This window comes from Parageobacillus sp. G301 (assembly GCF_030268025.1).
Classification (GTDB): Bacteria; Bacillota; Bacilli; order Bacillales; family Anoxybacillaceae; genus Parageobacillus_B; species Parageobacillus_B toebii.
Window position 1 is genome coordinate 1,287,467 of the sequence record NZ_BSDB01000001.1, and the last position, 12,968, is coordinate 1,300,434.

Annotated in this window: 11 protein-coding genes; 4 read left to right on the top strand and 7 right to left on the bottom strand. The window is 42.1% G+C overall.

The window, feature by feature from the left end:
- Nucleotides 1–6 precede the first annotated feature (6 nt).
- The 3 genes from QSJ37_RS06540 to QSJ37_RS06550 all read right to left on the bottom strand — a co-directional run bounded on the left by QSJ37_RS06540 (nucleotide 7) and on the right by QSJ37_RS06550 (nucleotide 2,938).
- The gene (locus tag QSJ37_RS06540) at nucleotides 7–873 is read right to left on the bottom strand and encodes an NAD(P)-dependent oxidoreductase (RefSeq protein WP_285754413.1); all 867 of its coding nucleotides are present in this window, start codon (nucleotides 871–873) and stop codon (nucleotides 7–9) included.
- A 136-nt stretch (nucleotides 874–1,009) separates the two neighbouring features.
- Nucleotides 1,010–1,795, bottom strand: a complete 786-nt coding sequence (locus tag QSJ37_RS06545) for an SDR family oxidoreductase (RefSeq protein ID WP_285754414.1) — start codon at nucleotides 1,793–1,795, stop codon at nucleotides 1,010–1,012.
- Between the two features lie 582 nt (nucleotides 1,796–2,377).
- Complete coding sequence (locus QSJ37_RS06550; protein ID WP_285754415.1) at nucleotides 2,378–2,938, bottom strand: cupin domain-containing protein; 561 nt, start codon at nucleotides 2,936–2,938, stop codon at nucleotides 2,378–2,380.
- A gap of 373 nt (nucleotides 2,939–3,311) precedes the next feature.
- Between QSJ37_RS06550 and QSJ37_RS06555 the strand changes: the two genes are divergently transcribed.
- Genes QSJ37_RS06555 through QSJ37_RS06565 form a run of 3 tightly spaced genes read left to right on the top strand, consistent with a single transcriptional unit; the run spans nucleotide 3,312 to nucleotide 5,670 of the window.
- Nucleotides 3,312–3,452, top strand: coding sequence for a cytochrome c oxidase subunit 2A (locus tag QSJ37_RS06555; protein ID WP_285754416.1), 141 nt, complete (start codon nucleotides 3,312–3,314; stop codon nucleotides 3,450–3,452).
- An 18-nt stretch (nucleotides 3,453–3,470) separates the two neighbouring features.
- Entirely contained in the window at nucleotides 3,471–3,953 is a 483-nt protein-coding gene (locus QSJ37_RS06560; RefSeq protein ID WP_285754417.1) for a cytochrome c oxidase subunit II, read from the top strand.
- A gap of 16 nt (nucleotides 3,954–3,969) precedes the next feature.
- The gene (locus QSJ37_RS06565; RefSeq protein ID WP_285754418.1) at nucleotides 3,970–5,670 is read left to right on the top strand and encodes a b(o/a)3-type cytochrome-c oxidase subunit 1; all 1,701 of its coding nucleotides are present in this window, start codon (nucleotides 3,970–3,972) and stop codon (nucleotides 5,668–5,670) included.
- Between the two features lie 70 nt (nucleotides 5,671–5,740).
- On the opposite strand, the gene QSJ37_RS06570 is transcribed toward QSJ37_RS06565, so the two are convergent.
- From QSJ37_RS06570 to QSJ37_RS06585, 4 genes are all read right to left on the bottom strand, one after another.
- Nucleotides 5,741–5,971 (bottom strand): hypothetical protein, encoded by a 231-nt coding sequence (locus tag QSJ37_RS06570; RefSeq protein ID WP_285754419.1) that lies wholly within the window; start codon nucleotides 5,969–5,971, stop codon nucleotides 5,741–5,743.
- 136 nt (nucleotides 5,972–6,107) lie between these two features.
- Nucleotides 6,108–7,367: a 2-oxoglutarate dehydrogenase complex dihydrolipoyllysine-residue succinyltransferase gene (odhB, locus tag QSJ37_RS06575; RefSeq protein WP_285754420.1), complete on the bottom strand. Its 1,260-nt coding sequence runs from the start codon at nucleotides 7,365–7,367 to the stop codon at nucleotides 6,108–6,110.
- A gap of 25 nt (nucleotides 7,368–7,392) precedes the next feature.
- Nucleotides 7,393–10,251, bottom strand: a complete 2,859-nt coding sequence (locus QSJ37_RS06580) for a 2-oxoglutarate dehydrogenase E1 component (RefSeq protein ID WP_285754421.1) — start codon at nucleotides 10,249–10,251, stop codon at nucleotides 7,393–7,395.
- A gap of 300 nt (nucleotides 10,252–10,551) precedes the next feature.
- Nucleotides 10,552–12,525, bottom strand: coding sequence for a methyl-accepting chemotaxis protein (locus tag QSJ37_RS06585; RefSeq protein WP_285754422.1), 1,974 nt, complete (start codon nucleotides 12,523–12,525; stop codon nucleotides 10,552–10,554).
- 170 nt (nucleotides 12,526–12,695) lie between these two features.
- Between QSJ37_RS06585 and QSJ37_RS06590 the strand changes: the two genes are divergently transcribed.
- Nucleotides 12,696–12,890, top strand: coding sequence for a YbxH family protein (locus QSJ37_RS06590; RefSeq protein WP_062677478.1), 195 nt, complete (start codon nucleotides 12,696–12,698; stop codon nucleotides 12,888–12,890).
- Nucleotides 12,891–12,968 lie beyond the last annotated feature (78 nt).

The window sequence follows — 12,968 nt, forward strand, 5'->3', positions numbered from 1 at the left end:
GTCTGCTTATTCTTGGATATATCGCTTATATAAAGCTTGCGTGCCGCTGTTTTCTTCCCCTGCCTTTGCCAGCTCTTCATACATCGATTTCGCAAGCGCAAGTCCTGGCAGTTGCAAATTCATTTTTTCTGCTTCTTCTAGCGCAATTTTCATATCCTTAATAAAGTGCTTCACATAAAAGCCCGGCTTGAAATCACCGGAAAGCATGCGAGGGGCTAAATTGCTCAGCGACCAGCTTCCCGCCGCTCCCTGGGAGATGCTTTCTAGCACTTTAAACGGATCCAATCCTGAACGCTTCGCATAGGCAAGCGCCTCGCAAACGCCAATCATGTTCGATGCAATTGCGATTTGATTGCACATTTTTGCATGTTGGCCAGCACCTGCTTTTCCTTGATGAACAATGTTCGTTCCCAATCTTTCTAAAATCGGTTTGCACGCGGAAAATACTTCTTCATCTCCGCCAACCATAATCGTTAATTTTCCTTCTTTCGCACCAATATCTCCGCCTGAAACGGGAGCATCAAGCGCATAAACATTTCGTTCTTTCGCCGCCTGATAAATTTTTTCCGCAAGCGTCGGAGTAGATGTGGTCATATCAATCACATATGTACCTTCTTTTACGTTTGCCAGTATGCCTTCTTCTCCAAAATATACTTCCTCCACATCTTTTGGATATCCAACCATTGTGATGACAACATCCGCTTCTTTTGCAAGTTGAGCAACTGTTTCTTTCCAAACTGCTCCCTCTTCAATAAGATCGTTCGCTTTCTCTTTTGTTCGTGAGTAAACAAGAAGAGGATAACCTGCTTTTAGCAAATTGCGAGCCATGCTTTTTCCCATTACACCAAGACCGATAAAGCCGATTGTTTTCATTGTCTTCTTCCCCTCCCTGCATTTGAATGGATCATGTTTATCATAACATAAAAAAGTACCTTGGAAATGAACCAAGGCGCTATCTTTCTTTTTTCAAAAACGGCTGTATTTCGATTGAATTCCTCATAGCACTATATTAAATCGCTTTTACCATCCCGCCGTCAACAATAAGAGACTGCCCTGTGATATATGTGTTTGCCTCTGAAAGAAGGAATGTAACGACGTTGGCAAATTCCTCCGGTGTGCCGTAACGGCCAAGAGGAATCATACTTTTCATACGCGCTTCCATTTCTTCTTTTGAAATTCCCAGTTTTTCCGCATTGATTTTGTCTAAAAATGCAACCCGCTCTGTCGCAATTCGACCTGGCGCTACCGTATTAATTAAAATATTGTACGGCGCGAATTCAAAAGCTAATGTTTTCGTCAAACCGACGATGCCAGTGCGGAATGTATTGGATAAAAGCAGCCCCGGAATCGGCTCTTTAATGGAGGAAGAAGCGATGTTGACAATTTTTCCTCCTTTTTTCTTTAAGTACGGAAGCGCTTCCCGAATCATGCGAATATAGCTAAGCAAATTCAATTCAAACGCATGATACCAATCTTCGTCGCTAATCGTTTCAAACGTTCCCGCAGGAGGCCCCCCGGCGTTGTTCACCAATAAATCGATGGTTCCATAAATGTCTACCGTTTTTTGCACAAGACGACGAATATCTTCTGACTTCGTAATATCTGCTTGAAGGTGGGCGACTTGTCCTTTATGTAAATCACGTAATTCTTTTTCCACCTCTTGCAGCTTCTCTTCATTTCGGCTTGTAATCATGACATTTGCCCCTTCGAGCACAAGCTGACGGGCAATTGCTTTACCAAGACCTTGACTGGACGCGACGACAAGTGCTGTTTTCCCCGACAAGCGCAACTCCATAGCTTTTCCTCCTCAGTTATACATGTTTTTATTTAAAGTTATTCGCTGCATTTTAGTGCTTTTCCTTCTTTCTTGTATATTAAAAAGGGGGTTGTTCTTTCTTTGCCACAAAAAATTCCCTCCCGAGTAGAATCCAACATCATACCAAATGTTCTTTTTTTTCGCTGTATACCTGTAGGGGATAATGCCGTACAAATCTCTTGTTCTATCTAAAGAAGTGATACGCTGATATGCATCGCTTTTTTCAAAAAGGCTCTGTTAAATTCTAATGTTGATTTTTAAACCACAGAAAGAAGACCGAAATCAATCGGTCTTTTTTGTATGTCTTGTTCAACTATCGCCATCCGTTAGCCAACCATTCCGCATCTATGCGACACCAACAAATGATGAAAACACTAAATTTCGGGATAGTTTAATTAAAATAGACGGGTTCTTGAGAATTATGCATTTGTTAAAATAGCAAAGACGATGCTCCTTATTAAGCATCGCTCTCATTAATTGAATAGTTCTCCAACTTCGCAAGAACAATTCTAATAATATATTTTTGCAACCACGTTCTTCTTTTTATTACTCACAGTAGTTTTATTCAGCTGCCATAGCATCGGCTTTTGTTACATGTACAGTACCGCGTGGATGTTGTGGAGGTGCGTATATCGAGTAAAGTTTTAGCGGGATATTACCTGTATTGATTACATTGTGCCATGTTCCGGCAGGTATCATAATGGCAGAGTCATCATAGACTTTTCTTTCAAAGTTTAAATTATCTTTACTCTTGCCCATTTGAACAATTCCTTGACCTTGTTCAATACGTAAGAATTGATCAACGTTAGGGTGAATTTCCAAACCAATATCTTCTCCAACATTGATACTCATCAATGTAACTTGCAAATGTTTTCCTGTCCATAAAGCGGTACGATACGTATTGTTTTGCTTCGCAGCCGCATTGATATTAACTACAAACGGTTTTGGTCCATAATCTTTTAACTCAATTTTATCTCTTCCCTTTGATGATTGTAAAAAACCCAATCGTTTAGCATGCCCTATCTCATTAGGAATAGTCCAGTAAACAGGCTGTCTTCCATAGTTATACATTGGTACGTTAATATAATAAGGATATGGATACATAAAAGGAACATAGTACATTTTTCTCACTCCTTCGCAGATTTATAAATTATCCTATGCACTATGTTCAAGGAATTTACTTAAATTCAGGGTTATTTATTTAAAGAAATCGTTATTGGTCCAAAACATTGTACCCAAGAAATGGCCCTTTAATAAAAGGAGAACACATATTAGTCACGTATATATGTGCTCTCCTTTGTTTTTTGGCTCTGTTAAATTTATGTTGGTTTTTAATCAAATAAAAAAGCCGAGAGGTTTAACTGGAAAAATCAACAACATTCTCTTTCAAAAAAGAGGAATGGCTCCAAATTCAACGTTTGGGATGTATAAAAAATTCTGTCCTGTCAATACTGATGCTAGTCTACGGTTTGATCTGCAGAAAGGAGAGGCTTGAATGGATAACCGTACAAAAGATAAGGAAGCAGCCGCCTATAATGAAAGATTAAAAGGGACGTTTGTAGGCGTTTTTATTATTGGAGCTTTCATCTTACTGTTATGGCTCGTTGTTTTTTATCTTTATATCACTAAAGTTTAGAAATGAGGGGAAAACAGTATGCTGCATATGCCTAAATACGAAAAGATCTGGCTGGCCGTCGGAACAGGAGCTTTGATCGTTTTTCTCCTTGTCACAGGAATCATGGCTGTCTCGATGGGGCTTCATCCGCCTAACGGCATGAAAATGAAAATGGAACCGGAAAACGTGGAAACGGCTGCTCCATTTAACAGCCCCGGACTGAAAAAAATCGGTCCGAACGAATACAGGGCAACGATCATCTCCTACACATTCGGCTATAATCCTAATACCATCACTGTTCCTAAAGGGGCTACAGTCCATTTTCAGATCACAAGCAAGGATGTTGTCCACGGCTTCATGATACCAGGCACAACCACCAACTTGATGCTTATACCGGGGCATGTTGCGGAATATACACAGACATTCAACGAATCGGGAGAATTTCTGTTTGTGTGCCATGAGTATTGCGGAATCGGCCATCAGGTGATGTACGGAAGAGTCATTGTGAAAGACACGGTGTAAGGAAGGGGAATGAAACATGAGCACGAACGATACTATCGCTGAAACTGGCGGACGTAACAACGCTTTTACCGATTTCAGATTTGAAAAGAAAGATTCCAATCTAATTTTAGCGCATATTGGATTTTCTTTTTTTGCTGTTTTTCTTGGTGCGATTGCCGGATTGCTGCAGGTCACGCAACGGAGCGGCTGGATTCAATTACCGAATTGGCTGAACTATTATCAATTGCTCACAGCACATGGCGTGCTGCTTGCACTAGTTTTTACAACGTTTTTCATTATTGGTTATCTATATTCAGGGGTTGCGCGCACACTTGACGGCAAACTTACGCCTGCCGCAAGGATACTCGGCTGGATCGGATTTTATTTGATGGCTGTCGGAACCGTTATGGCTACAATTACTATTCTAACGAACGATAGCACAGTGCTGTATACGTTTTATGCACCAATGAAAGCCTCACCGTGGTTTTACATAGGTACTGCACTGCTGATCGTGGGAAGCTGGTTCGGCGCTTTCGGAATCTTTGCAACATACATTCGCTGGCGCAAAAATCATAAAAATCAATCCTCTCCGTTATTCGCTTATATGGCTGTGGCGACGTTGATCTTGTGGCTTCACGCCAGTTTGTTTGTCGCCATTGAAGTAGTCTTCCAGCTTATTCCGTGGTCATTCGGCATCGTTGATCGGGTGAATGTCAGCTTGAGCCGGACATTGTTCTGGTATTTTGGTCATGCACTCGTTTATTTCTGGCTTCTGCCAGCTTATATTTATTGGTATGTCAACATTCCACAGGTCGTTGGCGGTAAAATTTTCAGCAACTCGCTTCCAAGGCTGACATTTATCTTGTTTATTTTATTCTCAGTTCCAGTCGGCTTCCATCACCAATTGAACGAACCGGGAATTGGATCATTCTGGAAATTTCTTCAGGTCATTTTGACGATGATGGTTGTCATCCCGTCCTTGATGACGGCATTCGCAATTTTAGCGACATTTGAACTGGCTGGAAGGTCCCGCGGCGGAAAAGGACTGTTCGGATGGGTGAAAAAACTGCCGTGGAAGGATGCCCGCTTTTTCACTGCCGTCATGGGCATGATCATCTTCATACCGGCTGGGGCCGGCGGCATCATTAATGCGAGTTACCAGCTGAACCAGATGGTGCATAATACATGGTTTGTCACAGGCCATTTCCATCTGACAATCGCATCTACAGTATTATTGACATTCTTCGCTATTTCCTACTGGCTGATTCCAGTCTTGACCGGACGGGTTTTCACGAAACAATTGAACAGGCTTGCCATCGTCCAGGCAGTCCTTTGGGCAATCGGCATGTTCTTGATGGCGGTGATTATGCATATTGTCGGACTCCTTGGCGCACCTCGGCGCACCAGTTACTCCACTTACGGTGGACATGAACTTGCTGTTACATGGCTTTCTTACAACCAGGTAATCGCTCTAGGAGGCGTCATCCTGTTTGTAGCCATCGTACTGGTACTGTATATCTGGTTCAATTTGTTGTTCCTGGCACCGAAGTCCGAAAAAACAATCGAATACCCGATTGGCGTTGTCAACGAACAAGCGGAACATCCACCACGAATTCTGGAAAGATGGTCATTCTGGATCGGTGTCTCCATCGCCCTTTCCGTGATAGCGTATGCCATTCCGATTTATCAGCTCATCATGCACGCCCCGCCCGGATCACTGCCGTACCGGACCTGGTGAAAATAAGCTAATTTCGATCAAAAGAGGGTTTCCCAAAAGCGATCGCGTTTGGGAAACCCTTGCTTTTGAATCAGTCTCTGTTTTCCCCATCCATTAATGAACGAAATTGTTTCATTTTTTCGTCTACATTTACTTTCGCTACATGAAACGAATTTTTTTGAGTAGACAGCTGCAACGGGTCTATATCGCTTCGCACTCCTAATGTATTCCCTTCTGTCGCGAGCGCGTCATTTAGGATTCCCTCGCGCTCTCCATCGAAATGAAAATCATGAGGATGATCGTTTCTTCCCCGCTCTGGCATCTATCTTATCCCTCCTTTTATGTCTATTTTTCATTTAAATCGAACGAATCATTCCTTTTCACAGCTGCGCGTTATTTTCCATGAACGAAAAAAGAGGCGGCTCCAAAAGCGTTTTTTGGAGCCTGCCTCCTTTTTATCAGCTTTCTAATAGAAGGTCTTCTGGATTTTCGATCAAGTCTTTTACCGTTTTTAAGAAGCCGACTGCTTCTTTTCCGTCAATAATTCGATGGTCATATGATAGCGCCACATACATCATTGGGCGGTTCTCGATTCGTTCTTCGTCAATCGCAACCGGACGAAGCTTGATCGAATGCATGCCTAAAATACCAACTTGCGGTCCGTTAAGAAGCGGAGTAGAGAAGAGCGAACCGAATACCCCGCCGTTTGTAATGGTAAACGTTCCTCCTTGCAAATCGCTTAGCGATAGTTTATTGCTGCGCGCTTTTGCCGCCAATTCAGCAATATCTCTTTCGATTTCGGCAAAGTTTTTCCGATCGCAGTCGCGCACCACTGGAACGACTAAGCCTTCGTCCGTTGAAACAGCAACCCCAATGTCATAGTATTTTTTCAAAATAATTTCGTCACCTTGAATTTCGGCATTGACATAAGGATATTTTTTCAATGCTGCCACAGCTGCTTTAACGAAGAAAGACATAAATCCAAGACGCACGTCGTGTTCTTCGAAAAATTTATCTTTTTTCCGTTTTCGTAATTCGATGACAGCTGACATATCAATTTCATTAAACGTTGTCAACATCGCCGTAGATTGTGTCACTTCTAATAAGCGTTTAGCAATTGTCTGGCGACGGCGTGACATTTTTTCACGGATCACTGGCTTCCCATCATCTTGCTTCACTACTGATGGAGTCGGTTGCTGAACCGGTGTTGTTAGGGTTGCTTGTGGTTTTGATTGTTGTTGCACAAATGATTCCACATCTTGTTTACGAACCCGTCCTAACGGGTCAACGGTAGGAACTTGCGTCAAGTCGATTCCTTTTTCTCTCGCGATTTTTCGCGCCGCCGGTGAAGCAATCGGACGCTGCGTCGGCTGACTAGCCGATAACGGCTGTTTTTCGGTTTTCTCTGCTTGCACGTTTGTCGCTTGTAGGTTTTCTGGTGCTGCTTGTTTTAGTTCTTCTTGATTGCTAGGCGCAGCTTCCTGTCCTTCGCCGATCACTGCAATAGCCTGGCCTACTGCGACAGTGTCGCCTTCGTTTGCTAAAATTTGTTGCAATACTCCTGATTCCTCAGCCATGATTTCTACATTCACTTTATCCGTTTCCAATTCGCAAATCGATTCACCTTTTTCTACATGATCACCAGGTTTTTTCAACCATTGCGCAATGGTCCCTTCTGTAATAGATTCTGCTAATTCTGGAACTTTGACTTCAGCCACGTTGATGCCCTCCTCAAATCTTGCATTATTGCTCTTTTTTCGTTAATGCACATTGAATAATACGCTCTTGCTCTTTTCGATGAACGACAGGATCACCTTCTGCAGGGCTTGCCCGTCTGCGTCTGCCAATGTAGCTTACATCTACTCCTTCTGGAGCAATTTCACGCAATCTCGGTTCGACATAACACCAGCTTCCCATGTTTTGCGGTTCTTCCTGAACCCATACAATTTCCTTTACGTTTGGATAGCGAGCAAAAATTGCTTGGAGTTCTTCTTTCGGGAATGGGTACAATTCTTCTACGCGCACGACGTGAAGCCAGTCTAGCCCTTCCATTTTGTTGATTTGTTCTGCCAAATCAATCGTCAATTTTCCAGTGCTTAAAATAATTCTTTCTACTTTTTCACGGTTTTCGCCAAGTCCCTTTTGTTCAAGCACAGGATGGAATTGACCATTCGTAAACTCTTCCGCATCTGATGCCGCTAACGGATGGCGCAACAAGCTTTTTGGCGTCATCAGAACTAATGGGCGAACTTCCTCCCACCGTAAAATGCTGGCTTGTCGACGCAAAATATGGAAATATTGAGCAGCAGTTGATAAATTAGCGACCGTCCAGTTATTTTCCGCTGCTAGTTGTAAAAACCGTTCTAAACGACCGCTTGAATGTTCCGGACCTTGTCCTTCATACCCATGTGGAAGCAACATAACAAGACCGGATTTTTGCCCCCATTTTGCCCGTCCAGATGAAATAAACTGATCAAACATCACTTGCGCCATATTCGCGAAATCGCCAAATTGTGCTTCCCATAAAACGAGCGTTTCCGGCGCAAAGACGTTATACCCATATTCGTAACCAAGCACCGCCGCTTCTGTCAGCGGACTATTGTAAACAACGAATGAAGCGTTCGCATCGCTAATATGGTGAAGCGGAACAAATTCTTTACCTGTTTTCATATCATGCAACACAAGATGACGTTGGGCGAACGTACCGCGCTGTGAATCTTGACCAGTAAGACGGATTGGAACACCATCACGCAAAATTGTTGCAAAGGCAAGAATCTCCGCGTGCGCCCAGTCAATTTTCCCTTTGCCGTCAAACACGCCTTCACGGCGCTTTAAGATGCGTTCTAACTTATTAAATACATGGAAATCAGAAGGAAACTGCAACAGTTCTTTATTCAACCGGCGCAATACATCTTTTTCTACCGATGTTTTTACAAATGGCAATTTGCATGCTACCGGTTTCGGCGGATCCATGATAAAATCAAGTTTTGACTCGTCTTTTGGAACTTTTTCATACGCGATTTTCAATCGTTCCGCAACTTCTCGTTCCATCTCTTCTACAGCTTCTTTAGTAACAATTCCTTTTTCAATCAACTTTTGCGCATAAAGTTGACGAACGGTTGGATGTTGTTGAATAATGCTATACATTGTTGGGTTTGTCGCCATCGGTTCGTCCATTTCGTTATGACCGAAACGGCGGTAGCCAATTAAATCGATAACAAAATCTTTTTTGAAACGCTTACGATAGGCAAACGCAAGGTTCGCCGCTGCTAAACATGCTTCCGGATCGTCGGCGTTCACATGCACAATCGGTATTTCAAAACCTTTTGCAATATCAGATGCATATTTCGTAGAACGAGAATCATGGCTTTCTGTTGTGAAACCGATCATATTATTCGCAATAATATGAATCGATCCGCCTGTCTGATATCCTTGCAAACGGCTTAAGTTTAGTGTTTCGGCTACAATTCCTTGCCCAGGAAATGCCGCGTCTCCGTGAATCATAATAGCAAACGACGAATCGGTATCTTGAGACGGCACGCCCGCGTTCGTGCGATCCTCTTGAGCAGCACGCGTAAACCCTAAAACAACAGGATTAACCACTTCTAGATGGCTTGGGTTGTTTGCCAATGTAATTCTCATCGTATGTTCATTTTTGTTTCGAAGACGGCGGGCTGCCCCTAAATGATATTTCACATCTCCCGTCCAGCCATATGTAATCGCTACCGATCCTTCCGACGGAATGAAATCTTTACTTTCCGCATGTTGGAACTCAGCAAAAATCATTTCATATGGCTTTCCAAGGACGTGAGCAAGCACGTTTAAGCGGCCGCGATGCGCCATGCCGATATTAACCGCTTTCACTTCTTCTTCAATGGAATGGCGGATAAGTTCGTCTAATAGTGGAACCATCGAATCTAATCCTTCGATCGAGAAACGTTTTTGTCCGACAAACGTACGATGAAGGAACTTTTCAAACCCTTCCACTTCCGTAAGGCGGCGGAGCAGCGCCACTTTTTCTTCGTTTGTCAGACTTGGGTAATATGCTCCTGATTCAATTTGGCTAATTAACCAATTTCTTTCTTCCAAGTTATGTACTTGTGAAAATTCGAAAGCAATTTTATCCGTGTAGATTTTCCGCAAATGGTTAATGGCATCCAATCCATTTTTCACATGCGCAGGCGCATGCGGACAAATAAATGCGACAGGAATTTGTTTTAAATCATCTTCCGTTAAATCAAATTCGCTTAATTCAAGACGGCGCGTATCTTTATTTTGGGTATTTAATGGGTTGATATCCGCTGCTAGATGGCCATAATGGCGAATTTTATCAGCTAGTTTTACAGCAGCAACAAGTTTGCTAAATATAGTTGGATTCTCAGGAAGCCGGAACGTTTGATAAGTTTTTGCGACACTCCCACTATGATCAAACCGTTCTGCTTCCGTTGTCGGTGCTCCCCACTCCTTAAACAATTGTTTCAATTCGGGATCTACGCTGTCCGGATCCTCTAGATACTGCTCATACATTTCCATCACGTATCCAAGGTTTGGGCCATAAAATTGACTCCATGGTTCTGCGTAGTGCATCGTTTGCTTTGTCATTATGAAAAACCTCCAACTATTTCATTTATTTGGGATGATTGCGTGCCGGCTTCGCACGCATAGCGTAAATACGAAGCGGAGATGATACCCGCTCGCATCCATTGTTCCCAAATAAACAAAGAAATAACGTTATAAACGTTTCCAATCTATATTTTAACATTATTATTCATTAAAATCGATGATTAAAAACTAAAAATCGTCACATAATACTTATTTTTTTTAATTGAGTTTAAAAACATAAGAAAAAAAGCGGCAACACATATGTATTGCCGCAGAATGACCAATGGAATAAAGCAAAGACTATAGTTTAAACTTTTCGACTAATTTTTGTAACTGTCTTCCCATGTCACTTAATTTTTCTGCCGATTCCGTCACTGTGCTCAATGCTTGCAGCTGATCATCAGCTGATGCTGCCACCTCCTCTGTAGCTGCTGCAGATTGCTGAGCGATGGCAGAAATATTTTGCATTGCTTCGATCACGACATCTTTGCTTTCGTTCATCCGGTTTGCTTCATCTGTAATATTAGCAACAGCCGCCGTTAATTCTTCCATCATTGCCGTAATTTTTACAAATGAATCCCCTGTTGTATGGACAGCTTGCTGCTGTTGTTCGTACATATCTTTAGAATAACTAACCGCTTGCATCGCTAGATCGACTTGTTGTTGAATCATAGCGATCGTTTGACGAATTAACTCTGTTGCTTTTGCTGATTGTTCCGCTAACTTACGCACTTCTTCCGCTACAACGGCAAATCCTTTTCCATGTTCTCCCGCTCTTGCCGCTTCGATGCTGGCATTTAAAGCAAGCAAATTCGTTTGTCCAGAAATAGCGGTAATCGTTTGGATCACTTCATCGATTTGTTTCATTTTTTCTACTAAGTCGTTCATCACTTTTTCAACCGCCAATAGTTCTTTTTTCGCCTCATCCGATTTTAATTGCAGCACATTCAAATTTTCCAGCCCGTTATAACTAGCTTCTTTTGTTTCATTCGATAATGTTTGCATATTTGTCGCCGATTGCGTAACTGTTTCAATTTGCTTCGAAAGCGCTGTAGTTCGTTCATTGATCGTGTCTAAATCGCTTGCTTGCTCTGTCGTTCCTTTCGCAATATCGTTAATGGCGCTTGCAACTTGTTCGCTTGTCGCCATTGTTTCCTCAGAAACAGCGCTGAGATGATCAGCGGAAGCCGCTAGTTCCGCTACCGATTCATTGACTTGGTGGATCAGCGCCCGCATTTGTGAAATCATCTGATTAAAATGATTCGCTAATTGTCCGATTTCATCTTTTGATTTTACTTGGACGTGCACCGTTAAATCGCCTTCCGCCACTTTTTCCGCTTGGTGTTGAAGTGCAACTACCGGCTTGACGATGGAGCGGGCGAGAAAATAAATAGCGATGATGCCAATAAGTACAGCAACAATTGTAATGATCATCATTTTTGTGGCAATCGACCGACTGACAGCAAATAAATCTTTCTCTTTATATACGGTACCAACTTTCCATCCTAGCTCAGGAATAGTCGCAAAATACATAAGGCGCTTTTCGTTTTCAAGCGTATATGTATATAAACCGCTTTTATTTTTCAACATATGTTTGACAGCAGCGTTTTTCGACATATCTTTTCCTTTATATTGCGGGTGCACAACGGCAATCCCGTTTTGATCAACTAATACTGGATATCCATGATAGCCAACATCAATATCATTTACAATTTTTGTAACTTCATCTAATGTCATATCAATTCCTAGTACAGCAACAATACGACCACTTTCTTTTACCGCCTTGGCCAATGTAATAATATTCTTCCCTGTTATTGCATCGACGTAAGGCTCTGTCCAAATTACTTTGTCCGGATTTTCTTCCGCTTTTTTATACCATGGACGCGATGTTGGATCATAACCGTCAGGCAGCTGTGCTACCGGCGTCGTATACATTTTTTTATCAGCCGTTCCAATATAAGCAAGTTGAACATTTTCGTGGGTTTTTAAAAACGTGTGAAATTCTTGGTCAAGCGCTGGCCATGAATGGCGATCTTTGATCATTTTCGCTACAACAGGTGATTCACTAAATTGCAACAAACTATTTTCCTCGCTTTGAAAACTGTCACGAACATCCCCAACTGTCCTTTTTATAATGGATTGCGCACGTTTTTCGGCATCTTGCTGGATCATTTTTTTCGTTTCAACGACCCCGACAATCTGGGTAGCCACTAATGAAACAATCATTAACAATGCCATTAATACGATGAGTTTCGTCCGCAATGTTTTGAACACAGCCAGTTTCTCCCCTTTATGCATCTCGTTTTTTTTGTCGAGCCTTGTATTATTATAAAAGGGACTATCGTCGTGCGTCCATAGGAGCAAATTCTTATAACAGTATGAAATACGAACGGAAATGAAACAATATAAAACATATCCTGTTTGATAAAAAGGTGGTGAACGATATGGGGGCAATGGAGCGAGATGGCTATATATTCGACATCGAATATAGCGTCATTCATCAAAAAGGGGCATTGCACGTATACCGGGATGGAGTGTTGGTTGATGAATTAACATTCACTTTTGCAGGAGAAAAGCCGAACGAACAACAAATCGAAACATTAATTGATGACTATATGGAAAAACGAGGGATTTATTAACAAAACTGCTGTGGACAACAGTAGTTTTTTCTTGCCGTTCCTGCCATAATTCCTATATGATGTTAAATAATAGATTTA